Annotated in this window: 28 protein-coding genes, 1 riboswitch and 1 other annotated feature; of the genes, 17 read left to right on the top strand and 11 right to left on the bottom strand. The window is 39.9% G+C overall.

Annotation, left to right across the window (positions count from 1 at the left end; genetic code table 11):
* Nucleotides 1-102: 102 nt before the first annotated feature.
* The 4 genes from AC1VU3_RS11645 (at nt 103) to AC1VU3_RS11630 (ending at nt 2,786) form a co-directional block, all read left to right on the top strand.
* Nucleotides 103-1,191, top strand: a complete 1,089-nt coding sequence (locus AC1VU3_RS11645; RefSeq protein WP_480390574.1) for an AI-2E family transporter — start codon at nt 103-105, stop codon at nt 1,189-1,191.
* Between the two features lie 12 nt (nt 1,192-1,203).
* A complete protein-coding gene (locus tag AC1VU3_RS11640) occupies nt 1,204-1,659 on the top strand; it encodes a PH domain-containing protein (protein ID WP_480390575.1) in 456 nt (151 codons plus the stop codon).
* Between the two features lie 9 nt (nt 1,660-1,668).
* Nucleotides 1,669-2,049, top strand: coding sequence for a DnaJ family domain-containing protein (locus AC1VU3_RS11635; RefSeq protein WP_482983562.1), 381 nt, complete (start codon nt 1,669-1,671; stop codon nt 2,047-2,049).
* Nucleotides 2,050-2,246: 197 nt separating this feature from the next.
* Nucleotides 2,247-2,786 carry a biotin transporter BioY gene (locus AC1VU3_RS11630; RefSeq protein WP_480390577.1) on the top strand — a complete coding sequence of 180 codons (540 nt, stop codon included), beginning with the start codon at nt 2,247-2,249 and terminating at the stop codon, nt 2,784-2,786.
* 246 nt (nt 2,787-3,032) lie between these two features.
* On the opposite strand, the gene AC1VU3_RS11625 is transcribed toward AC1VU3_RS11630, so the two are convergent.
* Nucleotides 3,033-3,350 (bottom strand): DUF3243 family protein, encoded by a 318-nt coding sequence (locus AC1VU3_RS11625; RefSeq protein WP_480390578.1) that lies wholly within the window; start codon nt 3,348-3,350, stop codon nt 3,033-3,035.
* 363 nt (nt 3,351-3,713) lie between these two features.
* Between AC1VU3_RS11625 and AC1VU3_RS11620 the strand changes: the two genes are divergently transcribed.
* Nucleotides 3,714-4,865 carry an NAD(P)-dependent malic enzyme gene (locus AC1VU3_RS11620; RefSeq protein WP_480390579.1) on the top strand — a complete coding sequence of 384 codons (1,152 nt, stop codon included), beginning with the start codon at nt 3,714-3,716 and terminating at the stop codon, nt 4,863-4,865.
* Nucleotides 4,866-5,654: 789 nt separating this feature from the next.
* Nucleotides 5,655-7,793 carry a YhgE/Pip family protein gene (locus AC1VU3_RS11615; RefSeq protein WP_482983561.1) on the top strand — a complete coding sequence of 713 codons (2,139 nt, stop codon included), beginning with the start codon at nt 5,655-5,657 and terminating at the stop codon, nt 7,791-7,793.
* Between the two features lie 305 nt (nt 7,794-8,098).
* On the opposite strand, the gene pepT is transcribed toward AC1VU3_RS11615, so the two are convergent.
* The 3 genes from pepT to AC1VU3_RS11600 all read right to left on the bottom strand — a co-directional run bounded on the left by pepT (nt 8,099) and on the right by AC1VU3_RS11600 (nt 11,881).
* Entirely contained in the window at nt 8,099-9,325 is a 1,227-nt protein-coding gene (gene pepT, locus AC1VU3_RS11610; RefSeq protein ID WP_482983560.1) for a peptidase T, read from the bottom strand.
* A gap of 36 nt (nt 9,326-9,361) precedes the next feature.
* The gene (locus tag AC1VU3_RS11605) at nt 9,362-10,012 is read right to left on the bottom strand and encodes a lysoplasmalogenase (protein WP_482983559.1); all 651 of its coding nucleotides are present in this window, start codon (nt 10,010-10,012) and stop codon (nt 9,362-9,364) included.
* A 219-nt stretch (nt 10,013-10,231) separates the two neighbouring features.
* Nucleotides 10,232-11,881: a M3 family oligoendopeptidase gene (locus AC1VU3_RS11600; RefSeq protein WP_482983615.1), complete on the bottom strand. Its 1,650-nt coding sequence runs from the start codon at nt 11,879-11,881 to the stop codon at nt 10,232-10,234.
* Between the two features lie 197 nt (nt 11,882-12,078).
* Here AC1VU3_RS11600 and AC1VU3_RS11595 point away from each other — a divergent pair, with 197 nt between their 5' ends.
* The 6 genes from AC1VU3_RS11595 (at nt 12,079) to AC1VU3_RS11570 (ending at nt 15,851) form a co-directional block, all read left to right on the top strand.
* Nucleotides 12,079-12,834, top strand: coding sequence for a DUF2087 domain-containing protein (locus AC1VU3_RS11595; RefSeq protein ID WP_482983558.1), 756 nt, complete (start codon nt 12,079-12,081; stop codon nt 12,832-12,834).
* Nucleotides 12,835-12,890: 56 nt separating this feature from the next.
* On the top strand, nt 12,891-13,235 hold the full coding sequence (locus tag AC1VU3_RS11590) for a DUF6176 family protein (protein ID WP_480390584.1): 345 nt from the start codon (nt 12,891-12,893) through the stop codon (nt 13,233-13,235).
* Nucleotides 13,236-13,280: 45 nt separating this feature from the next.
* Nucleotides 13,281-13,910 carry an HAD family hydrolase gene (locus AC1VU3_RS11585; protein ID WP_482983557.1) on the top strand — a complete coding sequence of 210 codons (630 nt, stop codon included), beginning with the start codon at nt 13,281-13,283 and terminating at the stop codon, nt 13,908-13,910.
* Nucleotides 13,911-13,988: 78 nt separating this feature from the next.
* Complete coding sequence (locus tag AC1VU3_RS11580) at nt 13,989-14,513, top strand: hypothetical protein (RefSeq protein WP_482983556.1); 525 nt, start codon at nt 13,989-13,991, stop codon at nt 14,511-14,513.
* A 124-nt stretch (nt 14,514-14,637) separates the two neighbouring features.
* A complete protein-coding gene (locus AC1VU3_RS11575) occupies nt 14,638-15,384 on the top strand; it encodes a class I SAM-dependent methyltransferase (RefSeq protein ID WP_482983555.1) in 747 nt (248 codons plus the stop codon).
* Nucleotides 15,381-15,851, top strand: a complete 471-nt coding sequence (locus AC1VU3_RS11570) for a DinB family protein (RefSeq protein ID WP_482983554.1) — start codon at nt 15,381-15,383, stop codon at nt 15,849-15,851. Before AC1VU3_RS11575 ends, AC1VU3_RS11570 begins: the two co-directional genes overlap by 4 nt.
* A 609-nt stretch (nt 15,852-16,460) precedes the next feature.
* Here the strand turns inward: AC1VU3_RS11570 and AC1VU3_RS11565 are convergent.
* Nucleotides 16,461-17,048 (bottom strand): YdcF family protein, encoded by a 588-nt coding sequence (locus AC1VU3_RS11565; protein WP_480390587.1) that lies wholly within the window; start codon nt 17,046-17,048, stop codon nt 16,461-16,463.
* 9 nt (nt 17,049-17,057) lie between these two features.
* Nucleotides 17,058-17,705, bottom strand: a complete 648-nt coding sequence (locus AC1VU3_RS11560) for a glycerol-3-phosphate acyltransferase (RefSeq protein WP_480390588.1) — start codon at nt 17,703-17,705, stop codon at nt 17,058-17,060.
* Nucleotides 17,706-17,845: 140 nt separating this feature from the next.
* A riboswitch (SAM riboswitch) is annotated at nt 17,846-17,957 on the top strand.
* 114 nt (nt 17,958-18,071) lie between these two features.
* Between AC1VU3_RS11560 and AC1VU3_RS11555 the strand changes: the two genes are divergently transcribed.
* Nucleotides 18,072-19,364 (top strand): O-acetylhomoserine aminocarboxypropyltransferase/cysteine synthase family protein, encoded by a 1,293-nt coding sequence (locus AC1VU3_RS11555; RefSeq protein ID WP_482983553.1) that lies wholly within the window; start codon nt 18,072-18,074, stop codon nt 19,362-19,364.
* A gap of 124 nt (nt 19,365-19,488) precedes the next feature.
* Entirely contained in the window at nt 19,489-20,475 is a 987-nt protein-coding gene (locus AC1VU3_RS11550; RefSeq protein ID WP_480390590.1) for a homoserine dehydrogenase, read from the top strand.
* Between the two features lie 144 nt (nt 20,476-20,619).
* Here AC1VU3_RS11550 and AC1VU3_RS11545 read toward each other — a convergent pair whose 3' ends face one another.
* The 4 genes from AC1VU3_RS11545 to AC1VU3_RS11530 all read right to left on the bottom strand — a co-directional run bounded on the left by AC1VU3_RS11545 (nt 20,620) and on the right by AC1VU3_RS11530 (nt 24,181).
* A complete protein-coding gene (locus AC1VU3_RS11545) occupies nt 20,620-21,171 on the bottom strand; it encodes a hypothetical protein (protein ID WP_480390591.1) in 552 nt (183 codons plus the stop codon).
* Between the two features lie 103 nt (nt 21,172-21,274).
* On the bottom strand, nt 21,275-22,738 hold the full coding sequence (lysS, locus tag AC1VU3_RS11540; RefSeq protein ID WP_482983552.1) for a lysine--tRNA ligase: 1,464 nt from the start codon (nt 22,736-22,738) through the stop codon (nt 21,275-21,277).
* A gap of 64 nt (nt 22,739-22,802) precedes the next feature.
* Nucleotides 22,803-23,062 (bottom strand) — a binding site (T-box leader).
* A 77-nt stretch (nt 23,063-23,139) separates the two neighbouring features.
* On the bottom strand, nt 23,140-23,601 hold the full coding sequence (locus AC1VU3_RS11535) for an NUDIX domain-containing protein (RefSeq protein WP_482983551.1): 462 nt from the start codon (nt 23,599-23,601) through the stop codon (nt 23,140-23,142).
* A gap of 349 nt (nt 23,602-23,950) precedes the next feature.
* Nucleotides 23,951-24,181: an excisionase family DNA-binding protein gene (locus AC1VU3_RS11530; protein WP_480390594.1), complete on the bottom strand. Its 231-nt coding sequence runs from the start codon at nt 24,179-24,181 to the stop codon at nt 23,951-23,953.
* Nucleotides 24,182-24,266: 85 nt separating this feature from the next.
* Here AC1VU3_RS11530 and AC1VU3_RS11525 point away from each other — a divergent pair, with 85 nt between their 5' ends.
* Together AC1VU3_RS11525 and AC1VU3_RS11520 are read left to right on the top strand one after the other, a co-directional pair.
* Nucleotides 24,267-24,797, top strand: a complete 531-nt coding sequence (locus AC1VU3_RS11525; protein WP_482983550.1) for an EamA family transporter — start codon at nt 24,267-24,269, stop codon at nt 24,795-24,797.
* A 131-nt stretch (nt 24,798-24,928) separates the two neighbouring features.
* On the top strand, nt 24,929-25,306 hold the full coding sequence (locus AC1VU3_RS11520; protein WP_480390596.1) for an SET domain-containing protein: 378 nt from the start codon (nt 24,929-24,931) through the stop codon (nt 25,304-25,306).
* A 43-nt stretch (nt 25,307-25,349) separates the two neighbouring features.
* Here AC1VU3_RS11520 and AC1VU3_RS11515 read toward each other — a convergent pair whose 3' ends face one another.
* Nucleotides 25,350-25,634 carry a transposase gene (locus tag AC1VU3_RS11515; protein WP_482983549.1) on the bottom strand — a complete coding sequence of 95 codons (285 nt, stop codon included), beginning with the start codon at nt 25,632-25,634 and terminating at the stop codon, nt 25,350-25,352.
* Between the two features lie 473 nt (nt 25,635-26,107).
* Between AC1VU3_RS11515 and AC1VU3_RS11510 the strand changes: the two genes are divergently transcribed.
* Nucleotides 26,108-26,443, top strand: a complete 336-nt coding sequence (locus AC1VU3_RS11510) for an NIPSNAP family protein (RefSeq protein WP_482983548.1) — start codon at nt 26,108-26,110, stop codon at nt 26,441-26,443.
* Nucleotides 26,444-26,495: the final 52 nt, after the last annotated feature.

The following is a 26,495-nucleotide window of genomic DNA, read 5'->3' as shown; positions in this document are numbered from 1 at the left end:
AGTTTATCATAGAAGATGGTAATATTATTGATAGGAAATGAAACTTTCCCAGAAGTTCATACGTAATGTAATTTAGGATAAATTAGAGGATGTGAAGTAATTTTGACCAAGAAGCTCTGGTTTCAAGTTGGAGTAGCAATTTTATTAACTTTAGGTATTATTTATATGTTTATGCTTGTAAAAGGCATATTCTCACCATTCATTATTATTGCCCAGGCAATTTTTGTCCCATTATTGCTTGGAGGAGTACTATTTTATTTAACTCGCCCGTTACAAAAATGGTTAGAGTCAAATAAGTTTCCACGATGGGCTAGTATTATCTCTGTTTTTATCGTAATCGGATTATTAGGATGGGGCTTCTATGCATTAGTAGGTCCTGCTGTTTCAAAGCAAGTAAGTACTCTAAGTAAAAATATGCCGGAAATGGTGAAGGAAGTGGAGGAATTTATAAATTACTCTATTTCTCAGCGAGATAGGTTCTCGGAGCTTCCACAAGCGATTCAGGACACAGTTGAGAGTGCAGCTAAAAAAATAGATAGCTTTGCTGTGTCGGCGGGATCCATTCTTGTGAAATTTATTCAAAATGTTTTTCAAGGGGTATTTCTACTTATACTAGTGCCTTTCTTCCTAGTATATATGTTGAAGGATCATGAGAAATTTCTTCCTTTTGTCACTCAATTCTTTAAGGGAGACAAAAAGAAGTGGGTTGCTAAGACATTAAGAGATATTGATGCAACATTGCGTGCGTACATTCAAGGGCAATTATTTGTCAGCTTTTTAGTAGGAGTCATGCTCTTTATTGGTTACTCTATTATCGGACTTGAGTATGCGCTGTTATTAGCCATTTTTGGTATGCTAATGAATGTAATTCCTTTCTTGGGACCTTACATTTCATTGGTGCCAGCGTTAATAATTGCACTAATACAAGAGCCAAGACTTGCTATTTATGTAGCGATTGTCATGCTATTAGCACAGCAGATTGAAAGTAATTTTATAACTCCGAATGTGATGGGTAAATCCTTGGATATTCATCCTTTAACAGTTATTACAATCATTTTGGCTGCGGGGAATATAGCTGGACTATGGGGAATTATTTTAGGGGTTCCTACTTATGCAGTGATTAAATCTATTCTAAAGAATATCTATGCTATTCGAGAGGGGATAAAGGATACCGCCACCAAGTCGGTATAAGGGGTGTTTGGGATGGAGTTTACGTCGAAGATGGACAGTACGTTTAAAAAGTTGATGGGCATAGCCATGGGGCTTATAGGGGTAGCTTGTCTTTGGCCAGTAGCTTATGAAATATTTATAAGTGAAAAAAAACCGGAGTGGGCCGGTATCTTCCTCTGTCTTGCCTTGCTTGTATTATTCGAGGGTTTTTTACTTTGGATATCCCTAGATATCCGCTATGTGTTCGAGAAGGACTATCTCTTTGTTAAAGGTGGTCCTTTCCGAAGCAAAATCCCTTATGAGGATATAACCAAGGTTAACCATACGAAGGAAATTCTATCTGGTTATCGTATTCTGTCCTCTAAGGATGCCTTAGAAATTCACTACAAAAGAGCTTCCTTAGGGAGTGTCATCATCTCTCCTAGCGATAAAGAGAAGTTTTTGGAGGTCCTATTACAAAAAGTACCGTCTATTCATTATGTGAAATGAGGGATAGGGATGGATCAATTTGAGAACCAGCCAAGAAATGACTTAATGGGAGATATTTTAAGGTCGTACGAGAAGACAGGTGGAATGGATAACTTGAAAGGCCAAGGAAAGCCTCTGAGTGAGGAATACCTTACTGGAGACGTCTTTCAACACTTTCAAAAGATTGCAAAGGATGCAGGCTTTAAACCCCATTGGCTAAAGCTTCAACACGAAATTCGAGAAGAAATCCAAGATATCTCGAATAAGAAGAAGAGCGGTCTAACAGAAGGTTTGCAGTTCCGCATCACAAAAGTAAATGAGAAAATTATTGCTTATAACAAGGCATGTCCTCCTTTACAAAAGGGACAGGTAAGATGGGAAACCATAGAGAATATAGTCCAACATTGGTAGACAAAACCTATATGGTTTTGTCTTTTTTTATAGCACTTTGCCAATTTTGATGGGACAGCTCAGTATTCGAAGTGCTTTATTGTCCTTCACTTGCGCCCTCTCCCTTATACAATTTTCAGAACCCTCTTTCTATTATTTGTTAAATGTGTTAACTTATAATGACATTTAGGTTTACTCATTTTAAAGGGGAAATGGAAATGGGAAATAAAAAACTAAAGGAAATGATTGTAGCGGCGATGTTTGCTGCAATCATAGCAGTGGCTGCACAAATAATGCTCAATATTCCACCGGTGCCGTTCACTTTATTAACCATTGCAGTCATGTTAACAGCTACTATTTTACCAACTAGATATACTCTATTGGCAATCGTTTTATACCTTGCAATGGGGATGGCAGGTGCTCCAGTTTTTGGGGGCATGAAGGGCGGGCTTGCTGTACTTACAGGACCTACGGGAGGTTATTTAGTAGGTCTTCTTCCTGTTGCAGTATTCATAAGCAGTTATACAGAGTTTTTTAAGTACAACAAATGGCATACTATTATCGCGAATTGTTTAGGTGCTCTGCTTATTTTGGTAATTGGTTCCTTGTGGTTAAAAATAGTGTCTGGATTAACATGGCATGCTGCGTTCGAAAGTGGATTACTTCTTTTTATAGTTCCCGACTTAATAAAAGCTATAATAGCTGCATTTGTTGGTTTGCGCATAAGGGTACGACTAAAGTCCGCAAAATTAATATAAAAAATAAAAGAATTGCTCCTGGAGGTAGAGCAATTCTTTTATCTTTAACTAGGGGGATAACGCTCCTCGCTAGAGGAACGATCTTTGGTGTGAGTAGGATTTTTTTCGTCTTCCAAATTGAGTCTTAGATCTTCGATAGAAATGGTGTCAACGGTCTGCATATCCTCATGCATATCGAATATGCTAATTTTATCCGACTTGACTCCTTCAGGATTATCCATAAATCGGCCATCAGCTTCTTTTCGATTATCCTTCATTCTTCACAAGATTTAATAACATGTGGCTAAGAGCTTTTTGCTGATCTTTGTCAGAGCTTTTCCACAGTTCTTTTAGAAGGTGCTCTTCACGATTTCTTGGTTCTTCATGAGTCGCAAGGTAGCCAGCAACTTTTTCTGTAGCTTTTGCTAACGTTTCTTCACTGAAGCCCATTTTCTCTCCAGCACGTACTTTATCAGCAAGGTAGCCTTTAAAAGTTGAGAAGTTCTTCAGAATATCGTCTTTTTGCTCAGGACTAAAGCTTTCTAAAGCGATTTCTACTTCTTTATTGATGTTTTTCTTCTTCATGCTTTTCCTCCTCCCTTTTCTGTATTTAGCTATTCCCAGCGATGATGGTAATATGCATTTTAAGGTTCTAAAAAAAATAGGAAATCTATTGACATTTTAATTGAAAATGATTATCATTACCATATAGAAAACCTCCTCTTAAAATAGAGAAGGCTCTTACAGCAACTTTTCTCCAAATTGTCGCTGAAAAAGTTAATTTTGCACAAGTGACTCCCCTCAACAGTTAACATTGTGCATTAGTAAGGTATCTACTCCCATTGTAGATACCTTTTTTTTATGAGAAAAATGGATACAAATTGTCATCCAGCTTCATAATACTGATAAACATTTAAACAAATTACATGTGTGGGGATGTGTCGGTAGATGACTTTAAGGGAAAGTGCTTTACAGCTTCATCAAGAAAATCAAGGGAAAATGGAGATAAAAACAAAGGTGCCAGTAAATAATATGGATGACCTTAGCTTAGCTTATTCTCCTGGGGTGGCAGAGCCATGTATAGAAATTCAAAAGGATGCTAATAAAGCATATGAATATACCATGAAAGGCAACTTAGTTGGTGTTGTGACGGATGGCTCAGCTGTTTTGGGATTAGGAGATATTGGTCCGCTTGCTGCATTACCTGTGATGGAGGGTAAGTCGATTTTATTAAAGGAATTTGCAGGTATTGATGCCTTTCCTATTTGTCTAGACACGAAAGATGTAGAGGAGATTATCAAAACGGTGAAGGCGCTGAGTCCGACGTTCGGTGCGATTAATTTGGAGGACATATCAGCACCTCGTTGCTTTGAAATTGAAACCCGACTTCGAGAGGAATTAGATATTCCTGTTTTCCACGATGATCAGCATGGTACAGCAATTGTGGTCAGTGCAGGATTGGTGAATGCCCTAAAGCTAGTGGACAAAAAGAAAGAGAACATAAAGATTGTCGTTAATGGAGCAGGTGCTGCCGGAATATCTATCCTAAAGCTTTTAAATCAACAAGGTTATACGGAAATTATTATGTGTGATACGAGAGGAATTATATATAAAAATCGGGAGCAGGGCATGAATGCGGTAAAACAAATGGTAGCAGATATATCTAACCCTAATGGCATAAAGGGTGGTTTAGAAGAGGCGATGAAAGGCGCTGACGTCTTTATAGGTGTATCTGTGGCAAACCTGCTGACGAAACAAATAATTGACTCTATGAATGAGGATCCAATTATTTTTGCTCTAGCAAATCCTCATCCTGAGATTTCGTATGAAAATGCAGTGGAATGGGGCGTGCGAATAATAGCTACTGGTCGATCAGATTACCCTAACCAAATTAATAATGTGTTAGCTTTCCCAGGGATTTTCAAAGGTGCTTTAGAATCTCGTGCAAAAGACATTACAGAAAAGATGAAGCTTGCAGCGGTGGAGGCGATAGCATCATTGATCTCACCTGAGGAGTTAACTGAACAATATATCATCCCTAAGCCATTTGACCAAAGAGTAGTGACGGCCGTTGCAACAGCAGTAAGCGCTGCAGATTAGAAACCTTTTCCCTTTTTATCCGTAGAGGAGGGAATAAAAATAGAACCCTTAGAATATTACGTTTCCACAAGGCCCGAGGCGACCGCTTATCTAGTTGAAGAACTTATTGTTCATAGCTCGCTCTTTGGTCAGGGGTGTGGGAAGCAGCCTTATAAAAAGCATGGAAAAATCGCTTGAACCATATAACAAGTAACCCATCAACCTGGTTGGTGGGTTTTATTTATACTAATTACACGTTAGCAAAGTCCGATGATTTTGAGACCCAGTAACCGCACACTTGGGTGTTTTCAAAGGAGTTTAATGGGAAAAATACTTGACTTCCGCAAGTAACTTCTCTCAATCCGCAAGAAATGGCATCTATTTCGCAAGTAACCTGTACCGAGCGCAAGTATTAGATAGGGAAGTGCAAGTAACGATTGAATAACCGCAAGTATTTCCGTTTATTTGGAAATTATTGAGGGGTGAGGCTGTCACTAGAACTTTTCATCCTTTTAAGTGAACGGAATCTTTAATCTATCAGGTATTAGTCTATCCTTTTCACTATTCATTTCTAATTAGCAGCCTTTTCATTTTCTTCCTCGCCAAATAATCTTTCCACTATAACAGCTCTCCAAAACACAACAGTATCAGTACTTTTACTGTTATAGTAGCCAAAATAAACGCTCCTTTTTACAGAAATTGTTATATAACAAAAATAATGTATTTTCTAAAAATTTGAAATATAATTAGTGTAAGAATAAAATGAATGACCATTCATTTTATTCGAAAAAAAGATAAAGGGGGTTTAGTATGGGAACGTTCAAACTGCTGGGAAAAGAGCTTTCTAAGCTCACAGAGAAAAAAGGGGTGTTATTTTCTCTAATCGGAGTTCTCTTGATTCCGATTGTCTATGTTGCTGTATTGTTGTCTGCAACATGGGGTCCATATGATAATTTAGACAATCTTCCTGTTGCATTTGTCAATAACGATGAAGGCGCTATGTCCGGTGAAACACCTATTAATGTGGGAGCCGATTTGGTTGAAGAACTAAAGGCAAATCCTTCATTAGGATGGAATTTTGTATCGAAAGAGGAAGCGGAAAAGGGATTGAAAAGCCAAAAATATTACATGATGGTGGAAATCCCGCAAGATTTCTCTAAAAAGGTTTCTACTGTATTAGATGCAAATCCTGAAACCCCAGAGCTTCTTTATACACAAAACGAAGGGCTAAACTTTATGGCATCTCAAGTTACCAAAAGTGCTACGGAGAAGCTAAGAGAACAGCTAGGAAATAAGATTACGGAAACATATACTCGTACATTATTTGCTCGTTTTGGAGATATTTCGAACGGCTTTGCTAATGGTGCGGACGGATCTAACCAAATTTATGAAGGGACCACGACTCTCTCGAATGGGACTAATCAATTACTACAATCTTTAAATGAGAAGTCAGGTGACATTCAAACACTAGCAACTGGTGCTCAAACTGCAGAGCAAGGAGCTTCGCAGTTATTAAACTCCATCAAGGGTGGAGAAGGAGATATCAGAAGGCTTGCTGCGGGTTCTAAAGAATTGGCAACGGGTGTTGATTCCTTGAAAGCAGGCTCTGAACAAGTATTAGCAGGATTACAATCTGCTAAAGCTGGCAGTGCTAATTTAACAGCTGGACTAGAAAAACAATTAAAACCGGGGACGGAGCAACTAGCTGCTGGCATAACGAAAGTGACTGAAACTACCAAAACACTTTCAGGTGGCTCTCAGCAACTAACTGATGGGTTGAAGGCATACTTAGCGAAACATCCTGAGCTTGCGAAGGACGTAGATTTTCTCACTTTAGTTGGGACAAGCGAAAAAATCTCTCAAGGGTTAGTTCAATTCGACCAACAGGTTCAGCCTTTACAGCAGGGAGCTAACACGGTTGTAGCGGGTGTGAATCAACTAACAGCTGGCTCTAAGCAGCTGGACGGTGGCTTAAATCAGCTTGTAGCAGGACAAACCTCCGCAGTAGCTGGTATTGATAAGCTGAAATCTGGTGCAAACCAAGTGGCTAATGGGAACTCTTCTCTCACTGTTTCTTGGAATAAAATCACTAATGCTGTTTCTGACCTAAAAACTGGACTATCTCAAATTAGTGAGGGCAACCAAACAGTAGCAGTAGGTTGGGAAACAATTACGTTAGGGGTTAATTCTTTAAACGATGGAGCAACGAAGCTCCAGAGTGGAAGCCAAGAGTTGAACACTGGGCTTACAGGTGGGCGTGACCAAGTAAGTGCTATTCAAGTTGGAGACAACAATATTGCGATGTTTGCAAATCCTGTTCAATTGAAGGGGGATACAGTTAACGGCTATAGCTTCTATCGTGATTCAACAGCGCCTTATATTATTTCCTTGGCATTGTTTGTAGGCATGCTAGTACTGTCCTTTATAGTAGACTTCAAGCGTCCAGCTGTATTACCGGGATCGGTTGTTAGCTGGTATACAAGCAAACTGCTACAGCTTTCTATTTTTGCGGTAGCGCAAGGGCTATTCGTATCATTGTTTACGCTATTATTCCTCAAGCTGGATGTTGCAAACGCCGGGCTGTTCATTCTGTTCACGATTTTCGTGAGCTTGACTTTCATGGCGATTATATTCTTCTTGGTAGCAGTAGGTGGAAACATCGGCCGTTTTGTAGCCCTTGCATTTATCGTATTGCAGTTATCTACAACAGGATCAAACCTTCCGATCCCTATGCTGCCTGAGAACTTACAAACATTAAGTAAATTCTTACCGTTAACTTACTCAAATGCAGGCTTTAAAGGAATTATCTCATTAGGGGATACGCCGTACCTAATGGCGAATGCGTTTGTATTGCTGATGGTATTACTAGCGTTCCTAGTATTGGCATTTGCAGTATTTGCATTTAGCTATAAAAAAGTTACTAGTTCTTTCACGAAAGAAGCGATCTAATAAGAAAAGCACAAGCGCCTATGTCTGCCCCGACAAGCAAATGGGAATTGGAGAGGAGGCATTTCCTCAGCCACCACAGCCGATACCCATTTGACCTCGAGGGGCAAGGCGCTGGAACTGGACAATAAAGAAAAGCACAAGCGCCTATGTCTGCCCCGACAAGCAAATGGGAATTGGCGAGGAGGCATTTCCTCAGCCACCACAGCCGGTACCCATTTGACCTCGAGGGGCAAGGCGCTGAAGCTGGACATCTTATTATCTAATAAAAAGTGTCAGACTCCTCAGTGGGTCTGACGCTTTAAAAATTAAGCTTGTTTTTCGAAGGATTGGATAATCCCCTTCATTACTTCTGTGGCCTTTTCCATGGCATCCACTGAGATGTACTCATACTTCCCGTGATAGTTTTCTCCGCCAGTAAAGACATTTGGAGTCGGCATTCCCATAAAGGAGAGCTGAGAACCATCTGTTCCTCCTCGAACTGGGATGATTAAAGGTTCAATTCCTAAATCGATCATGACATCCTTTGCGATATCTACGATTTCCATTACAGGAGTGATTTTTTCTCCCATATTGTAGTATTGGTCATTTACAGTTACTTCAATTGCTTTTTCTCCATAAGCCGCCTTTAATTTTTCAGCAGTATCAAGGAACAACTGTTTTTTCGCTTCAAATTTTACGCGGTCATGGTCTCGGATGATATAGCTTAATTCCGTTTTCTCTACGTCTCCATTAAACTTCATGAGATGGATGAATCCCTCATAGCCATCTGTCTTTTCTGGAACCTCTTCCTCTGGCATATGAGCTTGGAATTTTGTTGCGATGGTAATAGCGTTGATCATTTTATCCTTCGCAGATCCAGGATGAACGCTCTTTCCGTATGTGATTACTTTAGCGCCGGCAGCATTGAAGCTTTCATATTGAAGCTCACCAAGTGGCCCGCCATCCATTGTATACGCATACTTCGCACCAAACTTCTCTACATCAAACTTATGAGGTCCACGTCCAATTTCCTCGTCCGGCGTAAATGCCACACGAATCTTCCCGTGCTTCACCTCTGGGTTTTGAAGGAAGTATTCCATTGCAGTCATAATAATGGCAATTCCGGCTTTATTGTCGGCGCCAAGAAGCGTGGTACCGTCTGTTGTCATTAAAGTATGACCTACATAATTCTCTAATTCCGGAAAGTCAGCAACCGTCATCACAGTAGACTCGTTTAGTTGAATATCTTTCCCGTCATAGCTCTCGATTATTTGAGGCTTCACGTTTTTCCCTGTATAGTCTGTTGCTGTATCGACATGCGCTAAGAAGCCGATTGTAGGGACTTCTTTATCTGTATTAGCTGGAAGAGATGCGAAAAGATAGCCATTTTCATCTAATGTGATTTCTTCCATTCCAAGCTCTTCTAATTCTTTTTGTAATAAATGCAGTAAATCCCATTGTCCTTCTGTCGAAGGGCATGTTGGGCTTGCGGCATCCGATTGCGTATCAATTTTAGCGTAGCGAGTTAAACGGTCAATTAAAGTATTTTTCATGTGTAAAAGTCTCCTCCATTGGTGCAAAGCATGTCTTTATTTTAACAGATTATTCCGAGAAGCGGAATAATGGGCGTAAATACTATGGGCGAATAAAAATTGAGCTCCGTAATAGGAAATCATGATGAGGGCGTGAGAGTACGGCACCTCCATGATAAATTTATTAATCGCTAGAATGGAATCGGAAAAAATGAAAGAAATAGCTCCGACAATGGCTAATTTGTTGCCGGTTTGGATGGCATTCCAGCCCATCGTAAGAATGACTGCAATATATAACACTACTGCCACGGCAAGGACTGTATCTCCATCTCTCCATAATGTTCCGGCTAACCAGATTACCATAATGAGTCCATAAGTCAGCAGTAGAGCAGCAGCCCATTTTGGGATTGGCTTTGCTTTAATCTTACGAAACGCAAATATATACCAAATATGACCGATTAAAAAGGTAACTAAACCGATGATAAACCAATAAATAAGACCGTCAGCAAGCATACAGATAAATAAACCAGTAACGATTAGCGTCTTATGGTTTTTTGGTGTCCCAGCTGGCTGCAGCAGCGCATAAAGAATAATAAGAAGCATAGGTATTAATTTAAAGAAAATTTTGGTGCCGACCGGCTCTGCTGGAATAAAGAAAATATAAATAATCCCCATTACTCCTGCTAGTATTGCAATGATTTTATTCACAAAATAAGCCTCCTTTTTCTTCTATTTTATTTTCGAGAGTATAGTGAAAATTTCCTTCCATACAAGTAAAAAAAGGGAATTCTGAAAACTATCTAGAGAGGGGTCCTTTGCAAAAAGGATAGATCTGACTAAAGCTGGAGCAATAATACACAAAGAAGGAAGGGGTGCCCCATAAGTTTTCTGCTTATAGGACACCCCTTCTTATAAAACATAATGCTATTAAAGAGCTGCGTCATCTACGCTATTTAAATATTCTTCTATAGTGCCAATTACTGACTCTACGCAGCCATCCTCGAATGGAGAAATAAGGTTCGCTTCTTCTACTAGCTTTGTGAAGGATTTGGATCCACCAAGTGAGCAAAGGTGAAGATAATCCTTCCAAGCCTCTTCATGGTTTTCTCTTGAACGCTTCCAGAATTGGAACGCACAAATTTGAGCCAGTGTGTAGTCGATATAATAGAAAGGGCTACCGAAAATGTGACCTTGTCTATGCCAGAAGCCACCATTTTCATAATAGCTGTTTCCATCATAATCTCGATGTGGTAAGTAGGTCTTTTCGATTTCTCTCCAAGCTGCCTTTCTTTCCTTAGGCGTCATTTCTGGATTTTCATACACAACGTGCTGGAATTCATCTACTGCCACACCATATGGAAGAAATTGAAGACCGCTACTTAAATGAGCAAACTTATATTTTTCCGTTTGGTCTTTAAAGAAGAGCTCCATCCACGGCCATGTGAAGAATTCCATACTCATCGAGTGGATTTCTGCTGATTCAAAGGTTGGCCATAGATATTCTGGGATTCCGATATTTCTGCTAGAGTAAACCTGAAAGGCGTGACCAGCTTCGTGTGTTAAGACATCAATGTCTCCTGACGTTCCATTGAAGTTGGAGAAAATAAATGGAGATTCATAGTCCTCGATGAAGGTACAATAGCCTCCAGCCTCTTTCCCTTTTTTCGCAACTAAATCCATCAAATCACGATCAATCATGAATTGGAAAAACTCAGCCGTCTCTGGAGAAAGTTCTTCATACATTTTCTTGCCATTTTCAATAATCCATTCAGGAGAACCCTGTGGTGTAGCATTTCCTGTTAAAAAGTTAAGTGGTTCATCATAGAATTTTAGCTTTTCTACGCCAATGCGCTTCGCTTGACGCTCATACAGCTTTGTAGTTAATGGGACAATAAATTCCTTTACTTGATCACGGAAGTTTTTCACCATAGCTGCATCATAATCGATACGATTCATGCGAACATAACCAAGCTCTACAAAGTTTTTATAGCCAAGCTTTGTCGCAATTTCATGACGTGTTTTTACTAATTGATCGTATATATCATCAAACTTTTCTTCATTATCAGAGAAGAAGCTAGCTGATGTTTCTCTTGCTTTTTTACGTGTTTCGCGATCTGTTGACTCAGTAAACTTCCCTAATTGAGCCAGTGTGTATATTTCACCTTCAAATTCGACCTGTGCAGAAGCCACTAGCTTTGAATAATCCGAGCTTAGTTTATTTTCTTTTTGCATTAGGCCAATTACCTCAGGAGAAAAGGCTTTTATTTGAAACTCTGCTAGATCAAATAGTTGGCTTCCCCATTTTTCCTCTAGCTCTTTACGGAAAGGCGAAGCTACTAGAATTTTATAATACTCTGTGATTAGCTCCTCTACCTCTGGTCCAGTTTCATCAAGATAATCTCTCTCTTTTTGATAAAACTCATCATGTGTATCGATAGAAGCTCTAATGTACACCAAGTTGGCTTGTGTAGAATAATTGTTGCGAATAGTATTTAAATCTTCGATAATGCTGTTTTGTTCCTCTAACGTAGAAGCTTCCTTTAACTTAGATAAAAGACCGTGAAAGTTTGTCTTCATTTCCACTAATTCGGGTCTCTTATACTCATAATCCTTAAAAGTAACCAATGCTTTTCCCCCTTTGGAATAACTATATTCCTTCTAATTGTGCTTTATTTTCAGATAAATCTCAATACATTAAATTGTCAGTTGACATTATATAGACAATTATATAATATGTTTATAAAAAATCAAACATTTTAAGGGGCTGTTTGTTCGTGGAGTTAATAGAAAACTTTTGGGACGCCAATATGGAGGAGCTGAAGAGGGGGTATACAGAGAGTTCCGAGTCATTTGAGTGCTTACTGTGCGGAGAAAAAATTGAAAAGGGAATTATTTATCACAAGGAAGAAGTGTTATACGAGGCGGAGCGCTATACAAAGCTTCATATTGAGGAAAAGCACGGCTCTGTTTTTCAATATTTAATTGGATTGAATAAGAAGGTTACTGGTTTAACAGATCATCAAAATAGCCTGCTAGCTCTCTTTTATGAAGGGAAAAGTGACAAAGAGATTCAGCAGGAGCTCCAAATTGGTAGCGCTTCTACTATACGTAATCATCGTTTTGTATTAAAGGAAAAAGAGCGACAAGCGAAAATATTTTTGACCTTGATGGAGCTGTTAAAGGAAAAGGATCAACATGCCCCAGCATTTCTTGCTCCGCATAAGAATGCAACGATGGTGGATGACCGATACAATATGACGCAGGAAGAGCAGCAAGTGCTTGAGAAAAAGCTATTTCCTCAAGGTGTTGAAGGGATGCTGGTCAAATTTCCGAAAAAGGAAAAGCAGAAGCTTGGTGTCCTGCGAGTAATTATTAAACGGTTCGAAGAAGGAAAAAGTTACACAGAAAAAGAAGTCAATGAGGTATTAAAAAGCATCTATGATGACTATGTAACATTACGCCGCTACCTTATCCAGTATGGATTTTTAGATCGAAAGGACGATGGGAGCGTCTACTGGGTGAAGAGCTGATAAAAAGAGATGGTGTAAGAATATTAACGAATGAAAGTGTAAGGGGATGAATGAGAATGAATATAGAGTGTACGAGATTTAGAGTGAAACCAGGTAAAACAGAAAAAGTAAATGAGTGGTTAGGCTACTTAAACGAAAATATGGAAGATGTTCTGATGACACTCGAAGGCGAGAAAATGTATGTCGAGACGATTTTTCGAGAAATCTTAAACGGAGAAGAGTATCTATATTGGTACTCTGTTCAAGGGACCGACGGAATCGAGGTGGAGGAATCAGAACACTGGATTGATAAAAAGCACCTTGAATATTGGGAAGAGTGTATCGATAAAACATACAAACCGGTTCATTTACAAACAGAAGTAGTAATGATTCCTGAAAAAGTACGAGAGTCTATGAAATAACTATTAGTATGAAGAGGCTTTTTATAGGATGGGGTGGTGAACCGTATGATAAAAGTGATATTTTTTGATGCTGGTGGTGTCTTATTCGATACCCCTGTAAAAGGCGATGATCGAGTAAGATCCCTATTAATGGAAAGAGGCTATCCTCTATCTCGCATTGACGTTGCTCTCAGAAAGGCAAAACAAGTTAAACTACCTTTTATTACAAGTTGGGATACAGAAGAAGCTTATTATAAAGAATATTATGCAACGATAGCTGAGGAGCTTGGTGAACTAGTGCTTGCCCAAGAGTTATTTAATTGCACTCATTATGCTGCCCAATGTGAGCTATATCCAGAAGTAATAGGAGTTTTAGAGGAATTAAGCAAGCATTACAATCTAGCTATTATTTCAAATGCAATGCCAAGTATGGATTGGGTATTTGACCGATTGGGGAACCGCAAGTATTTTGATCCTATTAATCTTTCAGCTTTTGTAGAGGCAGAGAAGCCGGGAGAGGAAATATTTCGCATAGCACTTGATCAAGCGAATGCTTTGGCAGAGGAATGTGTTTTCATTGATGATAAGCTGGAAAATATACTTGGTGCTGAGAGACTAGGCATTCGGACGATTCACTTAGATAGAGGCAAACTAGATTTGATTACCCTATTAAAAGAGTCACGACTCGATTCGTAAAGAAGGATTCAAAGCAGTTCTTATAGAATGAGATTAGGTGATACTTGGAAGTTTCGTTTTGTCTGGAGGGGGGATGTTTTGAAAAGGTCTTATTTTGTAATAGGTATATTAACCGCTATCATTCTTATGTCAAGCCTTCTATATTATAGATATGCTAGTGAGACATATATCTTAAAAAGTGAAGATTTCTCCAAAGAAGATATCGTGATAAAAGAAGAATATCCACTGTATGATGAAGAATCAGCTTCTGTCTTTCTACTGGCTAATCCAGAAAAAATAGGTCTAATCGTTTCTGTGGAAAATAAATGGGGATTGTGGAGTAGTAAGCTAAGATCGATCGCTAATAAACCAGCTGACGAGCAGCTAGTGACAGTGGGGTTTGCCAGAACTACAGAGGAAACAATAGATATAGAGTCCCATATGATGGTTGCCTATTATGTGGATCATCCCTTTGATGTGGAAAGTCCTGCGGAATATGATTTAACAGTCAAATTCATCCCTGTAAATGACCGAACGTTGTTGTTTGCACATGCCGTTAGCAATGGTAATTCCTCTTTATCTTCAGTTGAAATGGTGTCCTATCTAGAAACCTACTATGAATAAGCTTCATCCCAAGAGAGAGCCAAATTATGTCCTCTCTTTTTTTATGGATGAGAAGTCTTTGTTATATCATTAACCGTCAAGAAGGAATATTAGCTCCTCTAATAGAATGAGATGGCGGGGAGGAATGAAAATGAATGATATGTTAGCAATAAATAAAGCGGGCTGGGAAAAATCGGCGGAACGCTTCTTTGGTAGAACGGCACTACCAGATTATGGTCCATATGCACCATCAGAGGATATACTTCAGCTGTTCGGTGATTTGCAGGGAAGAAATGTGTTAGACATAGGCTGTGGCAGCGGACATTCACTGCAGTATATGAGTAGGAATGGCGCAAGTGAGCTGTGGGGACTTGATATGTCAACCAAACAGATAGAGACTGCCACGAATGTACTGGGAGAACAATCGGTAAAAGTGTCATTGTTTGAATCACCGATGGAGGAGAATCCGGGACTTCCAGCAGGATATTTTGATGTTGTCTACTCAATCTATGCTCTAGGCTGGACTGTGGATTTAAAGAAAACTCTATCCAACGTTGCAAGTTATCTAAAGCCAGGCGGGGTTTTCATTTTTAGCTGGGAACATCCTTTACATGATCGGATAACTTATGGAGAAGAGAGATTTTATTTCCAGAAGTCATACAATCAAGAAGGACCGGAATATAACGAGGCGTGGCATAGCGAGGTAATCACATTCCATCGGAAGTTAAGTACATATATTAATACGCTCATAGAATGTGGATTTTCAATCGAAAAAGTAGTCGATGACATTGTTATGCCGGAGGGAGAGACTCCACCAACTAAATGGTATTCCAATCAAAAAGCGGAATTTCTTCCGCCGACCTTTATTATAAAGGCGCGTAAAAATGTATGAATCATTATTGTGACAGTGCTTTGAATCAAATAAAAATTGCGTTAGATAGTGTCTTAGTTATCATGGAACAGCTAACAGAAGAAGAGTTGTCGGTAAGACCATCTTCTGAAATGCGATCGATTCAGGAGCAGCTTGACCATCTGGTAACGATTTGCAAGGCGGATCTCCTTATCGCAACTGGCTATGGGCAGGAAGAGATGAATGAATTCTATTCCTCCGTAAAATTCGAAAGTATAGAGGATTTAAAAAGGGAGGCACTAGAAAACTTTGCGTATCTATCTGCAACCTATAAAGCGTATTCTGAAAATCAGTTGGAGGAGCAGGTAACCTCCTATTGGGGAGCGACCTACACAAAATTTGAATGGCTGCTAGAAATTGTAGCTCATGTCTATCACCATAGAGGCCAGCTTCATGCACAGCTAGTATACGGAATGGGTAAAGAGATAAAGGTATCGTTGTTTGAATAGGGGAATTGGTCTTCTAAGTAGTAGAATATTCTAATTAGTAAGGCGGAGATGGAACAGGGAGTAACGTCTAGAGCAGTAAGAATTGGAAATCGAGTGAGAGTAAAATTGCTCTATCCGAGAATAAATAGCCTCCGAACGAGAGTAAATCAGCTGAATGAGAGTAAATAGCTTCCGAGCGAGAGTAACGGGAAGCCATCCGAGAATAAAGTGTCACCGAATGAGATTAACCACCGCCTAACTGAGAGTAACGGCTGACCCAGTAAGAGGTGGGAAATTGAGTGAGAGTAAATAGCCTCCGAGCGAGAGTAACGGCCAACCCAGGGAGGTGGGAATCGAGTGAGAGTAAATTCTCTTTATTCGAGAGTAAAGTAACCCCGAACGAGAGTAAATTGGCCGAATGAGAGTAAATAGCCTCCCAGCGAGAGTAACGGGAAGCCAACCGAGAATAAAGTATCACCGACTGAGAGTAACCATCGCCTAAATGAGAGTAAAGGGTGGCCCAGTAGGAGGTGGAAATCGATCCACCAGTAGGAAGCGGAAAATCAATAATCCTAGCTGCCCCACCCCTTACTCCAATTAAAAAACTCTGCCGTCCACATAGGCAGAGTTTCATTGTCCAGTGATAAATGTCCTTAGTAATGCTACACGTTCCCTTAGTCTCAGCTTTGCCTCGGTTACTGGTGGTGTCTCGGCAGGAACTACGTCTGCATCCCAACCAAGCCCCTCGGCAATTATCTTGGACCGTTGCAAGTGGAAATCACTAGTGATGATAGTGACAGCTTCCACGTCATCAGGCAGAATCTCCTGAGAGAATAGTAGATTTTCATAAGTAGAGGTAGATTTATTTTCCAGAATGATTCTTTCCTCTTCAATCCCGTGTTCGACCAAGTATTCTTTCATTACAACTGCTTCTTCTATATCCTCATCAGGTCCCTGACCGCCAGAGACTACTAGTTTGATGTGTGGATATGATTGGGCATATTCCAAAGCGGCTTCTAGTCGATAGCGAAGTGCCAAGGATGGGATATTTCCTTCTTTGACTTTTGCTCCTAATACGATTGCATATTCATTTGTGCCATCTGCTGCTGGCTTAAGTCCATCCTCTAGCCATTTGCCAGTTAGTAACCATAATCCTCCTCCAACAAAAAAGGTGATAAAAACGGGTACTAGCACAATCCACCTCATTTTTCTTTTCATGTATGCTCCTTAGGTTGAAGGCTTTTTCTTCTTAATAACAGATGAAAGTGTTCGCTCTTCCTTTTTCATTAGTCGCTGAACATTCTCGCGATGAAGTAGAAGGGCCATCAAGAACAGAAAGCTGGCAACTATGACAGGACCTAATCCGTCTGCTACCCAGAAAGATGCTGCTACGAAAACGATATAAAATGCAAAAACTCCGATTAATAAATAGTCCGTTATAATAGTGATTGCTATAAGTAGCAGTAATGCGGCAAGCCCTACCGGCCAATGCAATGCAAGTAATACTCCGATAATGGAAGCAGTACCTTTTCCTCCTTGAAAGCGTGTGTAAATAGGAAAGTTATGTCCTAGGATTACAGCAGCCCCAGCTAAATAGAGTAAAAAATCTAACTGTGCAGGAGAAAAAATCTCTGTATATTGAGCAAACAATCGAACGCCGATGATCATAACGGCGCCTTTTAATATATCGATTACCCCAACAAGAATGCCATATTTCCAGCCAAGTACAATGGTTGCGTTAGATGCACCAGAATTATTTAGGCCTTCCTTTTTAATATTCACACCACTAAAAAATTGTGCTAGTTTCGAACCATGAATTGACCCAAGAAGATATCCGATGAAAAGAGTTGCAACTCCATATACCCAAATACTCATTTTACGTTCCCCCTTTCCAAGGTATTCCTTTTATTAAACGAGTGTAAGAATGAAAAAGTTTCAGAATTTTAACTATTTTCCTTGACGAATAAAAGAAGAGGAGCTAAACTGTGTAACAAGATGGAAATACAAACCAAATACTCTTATCAAGAGAGACCGAGGGAATAGGCCCTACGAAGTCCAGCAACCCCAGTTTTTACTGGAAGGTGCTACATCCTACAAATCCATTTAGTTGGATTTGGAAGATAAGAGGAGGAACAAGTCAAACAGTCCCCTCTTCTCATTACTAGAAGAGGGGTTTTCTTGTTCAATATCCTCTCGAGGCCTCCAGCATTCCATCTAAACTACTAAATTGGAGGAATTCAAATGACTAATCTTCACAAAGAAACATTACTTCTGCACGGTGGACAACAACCGGACCCTGTCACTGGCTCACGAGCGGTACCCATTCACAAAACGACTTCCTATGTATTTAAAGACACGGAGCATGCACAAAACTTATTTGCTTTAAAGGAAACTGGTAACATTTACTCCCGTATTACGAACCCAACAGTTGATGTGTTTGAACAACGTATTGCAGCATTAGAAGGAGGAACAGCGGCTGTCGCACTTTCCTCTGGGATGGCGGCTATTGCTTTTTCTATCTTAAATATTGCAGGAGCAGGCGATGAAATAATTGCAGCTGAGAATTTGTATGGAGGAACATTTAATTTATTTGCCCATACACTCCCAAGGTACGGCATTACCGTAAAATTTGTTGATTCAACCAATCCAGAAAGCTTCCGAGAAGCAGCTACGGACAAAACAAAGGGATTCTTTGCTGAAATAATCGGTAATCCAAGTCTCAATGTGTTGGACGTAGAGAAAGTGGCAAGCATTGCAAATGAGGTGGGAGTTCCATTACTGGTGGATAATACATTCGCGACACCTTATGGCTGCAATCCAATTGAGCATGGAGCTCACGTGGTGATTCACTCTGCAACAAAGTGGATTGGAGGTCATGGAACAACAATCGGTGGAGTCGTAGTAGACGGTGGTAATTTTAACTGGAACTCTGATAAGTTCCCAGGCTTCACGGAGCCAGATGTAACCTATCATGGATTACGTTACGGCATTGATGTACCAGATGTAGCGTTTGCTATTAAGCTGAGAGTACAGCTGTTAAGAGATTTTGGTCCCTCTCTTAGCCCGGAGGCTGCCTTTTCCTTCTTACAAGGATTGGAGACACTTCATTTAAGGGTGCCGAAGCATAATGAAAATGCACAGGAGATAGCTGAATACTTACAACAGCATGAAGGAGTGACATGGGTCAACTATTTAGGGCTTGAAAGTCACCCGACTCATGAGCTTGCAAAAAAATACTTAACATCAGGATATGGCTCCATTCTAACCTTTGGAGTAAAGGGTGGAAAAGAAGCGGGTCGAAAAATCATCGACAATATTGAAATTTGGTCTCATGTTGCAAACGTAGGAGATGCAAAATCGCTGATTATACACCCAGCATCCACTACCCATCAGCAGCTGACTCCAAAGGATTTAGTAAAGACAGGTGTAACCGAGGATTTAATTCGCTTATCAGTGGGCTTAGAATCAGTCGAAGATTTAAAGGAGGCGCTTGGTAGAGTTCTTCTAGAAAAAACAAATGTCCTCTCTAGATAGAATTTTTGTTGTGATTTGGGTTAAAATGGTCTACAATAAGTAAAATAATCAATCGTTGAAAGATTGGAAAATTTACTTCAGTACGATTTGGCTCAGGTTGTACGGGTTCTGAGGAGGAAACATCATGGCGAAAATTAAAGCGGCAATCTTAGGCTTTGGGACAGTAGGTCAAGGTATATATCACATTGTGAATGAAAAACGAGAAGACTTAAAAAAGTCATTGGGATTAGACATTGAAATTAGTGCAATTCTGATTAGAGATCTAGGGAAGGAAAGACCTGAGACACCAGGTGTTTTAGTCACGGATGATTTTGAGGATATTGAGAATATACCGGGACTTCAAGTGGTATTTGAGGCCATCGTGAATGAAGAGCCAGCATATAGCTATCTATGCAGGGCGATTGACAAAGGATGTCATGTTATTACTGCAAATAAAGTAATGTTTTCAAAATACAGCATCCCACTGCAGGAGAGAGCAAAATCTAGAGGAGTGTACGTTGGTTTTGAGGCTACTACAGCTGGAGGAGTACCGATTATTAAGACACTAAAAAACTTACTACAGGTCAATTCAGTTAAGCGTATTCAAGGTATCTTAAACGGAACCTCCAACTATATTCTTACTCAAATGCGTGTGGAAGGAAGCTCCTTTGAGAGTGCGTTATCAGAAGCACAGCTTTTAGGGTATGCGGAAGCAGATCCTTATAATGATATATCTGGTCAGGACGCTTTTCGAAAACTAATGATCTTAAGTGCGCTAGCATTCGGAAAACAGCCTAACTGGGATGATGTACAGGTAATTGGGATTGATCAAATATCCTCTGAGGATGTAGAAAAAGCAAAGCAGGAGGGATACCGCTATCGCCATGTAGCGGAAATAGAACAAGATGAAAACGGGGACCTATATGCCTCAGTTGGTCCACAGCTTGTGGGACCGGATCATCCGCTTTATGCAATTGAAGGAGTAAACAATGCAGTTTCTTTAGACACAAATTACATTGGTACGCTGACATTGGTAGGACCAGGTGCAGGAATGTACCCAACTGCTAGTGTAATGGTAGAGGATTATGCAGAGATTATTGGAAAACGTGCAGGATTTTTTATTACCATCTAAGGGAACATGCTACTAGAATCACCTGGAGTTGAAGTATCCATTTAAATTAAAGAGGGGTATGCCATTAATATGGGATACCCCTTGCTTCTGCCATTGTCTCAATAAAACATTATTCTTGTCTCATAAAGTGCTCTCACGAACTTTCTACTGCTTGTGCGCCTCCATTTTTCCCCGAGGCCAAATAAAGTATGCAATGGAAATAAAGAAGTCAATCACTAGCACTAGTGACCAGATTTTTAAGGCAATCGATAAAATTTCAGTGCGACTTGCGTCGTTCACTAAATAAATGAAAAGAAATAAAAATCCTGCCCCAATGGCGTATGCTACAAAATGCTGGACAAAGCCTTTCATAGAGAGGCGTGCATATTCGTATCCAACGATTTTCTTCGGCTTTTTGCCTATCCTTTTGAAATAAAATAAAAAGCGTTCATCTGCCCAGCGTATCAGGTTCTTGCCGAACACAATGGATATTCCTAGGTACACAGCGGCAAGGGCATGCACCTCAGTTGCGGTTCCGCCTTTTAGCAAATCAATCGAGGTAAAGACCAATAGAAATAAATTAATAATTGGGGTGATTGCTAGTAGGATACCCCCAAGTCTTTTTCGCTCCAAAGCATATCGAGTGATAAGACCAAGTATAAGAACAACCCAAAAACCTATTTCTGCGGCAAGGATGGACCAAACAATCACCTTCATTTAATCACCTCTTTTTTAGATTATATGAGGCGTTCAGAAAAGATATCAACATATTAACATAATAGTGTGAATAATTTAAATCCTAAGCATAAGTTATTCACTATTAATCGTTTGCCTTCCTGGTTAACGGGAAGAAAACACAATCTTTGATTGTTTTACAATCAGTTAATACCATCAGAAGCCGCTCGATTCCAAAGCCCCAGCCAGAGATGGGAGGCAATCCGTACTCCATCGCAGTTAAATAATCCTCATCCATTTCCATCGCCTCAGTATCGCCGTTTGCTTTTAACCTAGCCTGTGTTTCTAATCTCTTTCTTTGCTCGATTGGGTCTACTAACTCAGAATAAGCGTTAATCACCTCAGCACCATTAATAACCAATTGAAAGCGATCGGTTAGCCTATTGTCTTTGTCGTTTGCTCTTGCTAAAGGTGAAAGGTCTATTGGATGCTCTATAAGGAACGTCGGTTTAATGAGAGCAGGTCTAGAGACTTTTTTGTAGAGTAGGTCAATTAAGTTTCCTCTCCCCATTTGTTTGGCCTCCACATGGTCGAGAGAGATACCTTTCTCTTCGATAGCTTGATACAACTCGGATGCTTCAGGAAAAAGGTCAATATCGATAGCACAGTCCCTCCATATTAAATCTCGGAAGGATATTACCTCCCAGTCCAAAGAAAAATCAATTGGTTGCCCATTGATTGAAACAGTTGTTGTATGAAATGTCTCCTGCAGAACAGTTAACATCATCTCTCTCATAAGTTTCATGGTATCTTTGTAGTTCCAGTAGGCTGCATACCCTTCTAGCATGGTGAATTCTTGTAAGTGCTGGGGACTTATGCCTTCATTTCGAAAACATTTAGCAAACTCAAAAACCTTTGTAAATCCACCAGCTATCAGCCTTTTCAAATAAGTTTCAGGAGCAATTCGTAAGTTCAGCTCTGTATCTAAGGAATGATGAAAGGTAGAAAATGGCTTTGCGATTGCTCCCGAGGAAGTGTGCTGTAAAATCGGTGTTTCAACCTCTAAAAAACCATGGTCTTCAAAAAACCTTCTGATAGAGCGGACTAACCTTGTTCTCGTAAGTAGGCGATTTTTTGTTTCCTCCGTCATGATTAAATCCACATAACGCTGACGGTAGCGAAGCTCAATGCTGCTCAGTCCATGCCACTTCTCAGGTAATGGACGCAATGCTTTTCCAAGGAAAGCATAAGATTGTATGCGAAGCGTTTTTTCACCTGTATTAGTCGTGTACATAGTACCTTCCGCACCTATAAAATCACCAATATCCATAGAATGGAGGAATTGCTCAAATAGAGCTTCTCCAATTTCTTCTCTTTTTAATAAAAGCTGAAGCTTCCCTTCAACGTTAGCAATGGTTAGGAAGCATAGCTTGCTGAAGCTCCTGACGCCAATAATTCTCCCTGCCACTCTAACTCCATTTGCTCCGTCCTCTAGCTGTGACGCATCAAGTAAATCGAAATTGATAGAATATTTCTCCGGATAAACCTGTACATCCGCCGATCGAAGACTCTCTAGTTTTTCTATTCTGCGCAGCATTTGTTCATTCATTCATTTTCCCTCCAATTTTTAAAATCCAGCCCAACAAAAAAACTCTCGCCCCCAAGATTTTCATCTTGAGGACGAGAGTATTCATCTCCGTGGTACCACCCCAGTTTATCGGTATGTCACCATACCAACCTCTTCGGGTACGGCATTACACGTATACCCTATCTCTATAACGGGAGATCCCGTCGCAGTATCAATTGCCAGTATGGCAAAATCCGTGCGAAGCTCCGAGCCTTTTTTCATGACGAACGTTAATGCTCCATCCCACCAAACAGGAGCTCTCTAGGAATAACATTTCAGCACTACTCTTCTCTTCTTAGCTTTTTAATCGATTTATAAAATTAAGATTATTCTAAAGAGCGGAACGTAAGAAGTCAACTGAAATTTTAAAGTGTTGCATTGGTTTAATTAATATCTCCTACATAAACAGGCGTTTTAATGCCATCTGCATAAGCCATCAGATGAGGACGAAGGTCAGCTGGCAGTAAATGAAAGGAATCAAGCTTGTCTAGTGGAATCCATTCAATCCCAATTTGTCCGTTATCTAAGTTAGAGCCAATAGGTAATACTTGTTCCTTCAGTGAGCATAAAAACATCAATTCCATCACATGTACACCCGCATGATAGACAGCGACCTCATGATTTTTCCCTATGTACTCTCTAACAAATAAAAGATCTTGAATTTCTATTTCTGCACCGAGCTCTTCCATGCACTCTCGCTTCAAGACATCGTGAAGATTTTCTTCATGATGCTGACCTCCTCCAGGCAAAATATAATACGTACCTGCTTGTTCCTGAATTTTCAGGACCAATAGACAATCATTTTGAATAATAATAGCCTTTGCCGCTGTCCGTCTTAGCTTCATGGGTTTCACCTAACCTATGCATTATTTACCAATATGATAGACTATTGGGAAAATTAATACAATATATAGCAAATAATTAAGTGAAAAAAGGAAAGTTGAGCAATGGGATTTTCTGCATAATAAAGGGCCCGTCTGAAAAGTCATTTTGAGACGGGCCCTTTGCGACGAGGCTGGTGGCATTTTGATGCGACCACCACAGGAGCAAAGAAAATGTCTGAAAAGTCCCTTTGCGACGAGGCTGGTGGCATTTTAATGCGACCACCGCAGGAGCAATGCTACATAGCAGATACCTGTCAAAGAAGGAAGGGGGTGTCCCATAAGTTTTTTACTTATGGGACACCCCCGTAATTTAATCTTCGTCTTTTACATCTATATCCTCTGGAATAGGGGTATTTCTCCATTCTTCGATTAATTGCTTCACTTCTTCTAATTGTTCAAAATGGGTCTCAAACTGGGAGCTGTTTACCAAGTATTGTTCCCCGTCAAATACCGCTCGGATTTTCTTTTCAGCTATATATCTTCGGACTTGCTCCACAGGCATAGATAAATATGCGGCTACTTCTTCAACTGTCATATACATGTGCAAATCCCTCCTATCTATATTAGTATAAGGGAGAGAAAACCTTATCTCAATCTCTGTTTCTATCATTACATAGGAAAGGTCTGTGTATAAACAGCGGCCAACAAGGATCTGGGGCTTCTCCACGGCTTTTGCAATTGTAGGCTGTCTCTTTTTATTCCTGACAAAGGGAGAGGTAACTATTGATCCAATAGGAGTTGGCTATTCGCTAGTAGCAGGGCTGATTTTTGCTGTATATACAATGACAAGCAAAAAGTTGCTGGAAAAGGAGGATGCAATTGCAGTAGTTGCAGTGACCTTTTCCGCTAGTGCTATCCTATTATTGCCGTTCTTCTTTCTCTTGGACACGAGTTGGCTAAGTAGTCCGACCAATATTGGAATCATTGTGTATTTGGGGTTAGCCACCACGAGTCTTGCATATGTTTTGTACGGAATTGGTCTTCGGCAGATTCCGGCTTCCTCCGCTTTGACCCTATCTTTGGCTGAGCCAACAACGGCTGCATTACTAGGAGTTGTAGTGGTAGGAGAGGTGCTTGGAATGACCTCCTGGATTGGGATTGCCCTCTTATTAGGAAGTATAGTCCTGTTAACAGTGGGAAGTAAAAAAGCGGTGTAAAATACAGCGGGATGGTACAGCTATAAGTGATTTATATTCCTCTTAAGCAGCTACTACTTTAAAATAATCAAGCGAAATGTGCCAATTTGTGGTACAATAATAAGATAACTTTAAAGTGAGTAGGCGAATAAATGATAGAGATAAAAACATCTCCACTAAGTGACGGAGAATTTAATAGAGGCGTATTTGCAAAACAGGATATTAAAAAGGGAGAGCTTTTCCATCAAGCACCGGTGATTGCTTATCCAAACGAACAGCATGAGCACATAGAAAAAACGCTACTAGCTGACTATGCTTTTGAATATGGGATTGGGCAATCTGCTATTCTGCTAGGCTATGGAATGCTGTTTAATCATTCCTATGAGCCAAATGCAACCTATGAAATTAATTTTAGAAATCAAACTTTTGATTTCTTTGCACATACAGATATTAAAGCTGGGGATGAAATCCTCATTAACTATAATGGCGACGTAGACGATCAAGACGAGCTATGGTTTAACAAAGAATAAAATAAAAAAGTGTAAGCAAGTAGCGAACTTGTTTACACTTTTTTTATTTTTCGTGAAGGGTGATGACAATTAAACGATACAACAAGTAAACACCGAGATAAGCACCGGAAATTAAGAAAAATGGATTTAAAAAGATTCCGTGAATCGTGGTCATAAAAACGGCATCATCCACGATAATCTGATGAATGGATAGCGAAGCGATATTCCCAAAAATAAGTGCTGAAAGTATAGCCAATACATTAAAAATGAAGCGAAAAACCTTCTTCTTATAAAGTGCATACATCACAATCGGAGCCACTATGCTCCCCAATACTAATAATACCTTCATTATAGAACCTCCCTATTCTATTACTTTCCTTTCGTTGAGCTGTCTAAACAGTGAGTAGTCAGAAAAATGGAACTAAATGTATTTGGAAGCGTCTAAATAAGGAGAATTCTAGCAGTTTTGTCATCAGGCGTTATTCGAGAAATGGATTGTAGCAAAAACGGGGTCCATTGTAGCAAAAATCGCAGTGATTGTAGCACTTTTTGTTTCATCGAGCTTCTAGGGAATTGATTGTAGCAAAAACGGGGTTCATTGTCGCAAAAACGAGCGTGATTGTAGCAGAAATCGAATTGATTGTAGCACTTTTGAGTTTCCGGAGTCCCTAGGGAAATGATTGTAGCAAAAATGGAGTTCATTGTAGCAAAAAAGAGGCTAATTGTAGCAAAAATCCCAGTGATTGTAGCACTTTTAAATTTCACGAGATTCACTAGTAGCAACAATTCTATTTTACCGATAGTCAGGAAGGGGAATATTGTATGTTTTATCGTCGTAAGCATTATCTGGTGAAGCTAGAAATAGTGGAAAGCTTTAATGAGCATTTTAATGAAACCAATCTACCTGAACAATTAAGGAATGGCTCACGCTTGGTAGGACGCAGGATGAAGGAAAGGGAAGACGGGGTAGAGATTTTCGCTATTTGGGAATACGATAGCTATGAGGATTATGTGAAAATCGAAAAGACAATTAGAAGCAACAAGGCTCATGTGGAGAGAGTGAAGGCTTGGTACGATAAGCATGGAGGAAAAGAAGAAGTGTTAGCGAAATATTTAATAGAGGTGAAGGACGAGGAAATAATCTCGACCCTAACATAAGCGGATTCTTCAAGAATCTGCTTTTTTTATAGCTTTAACTGATAATTTCTTT

The sequence above is a fragment of the Psychrobacillus sp. Z16_25 genome (assembly GCF_056856695.1).
This window is presented reverse-complemented; position numbering and strand designations above follow the sequence as displayed.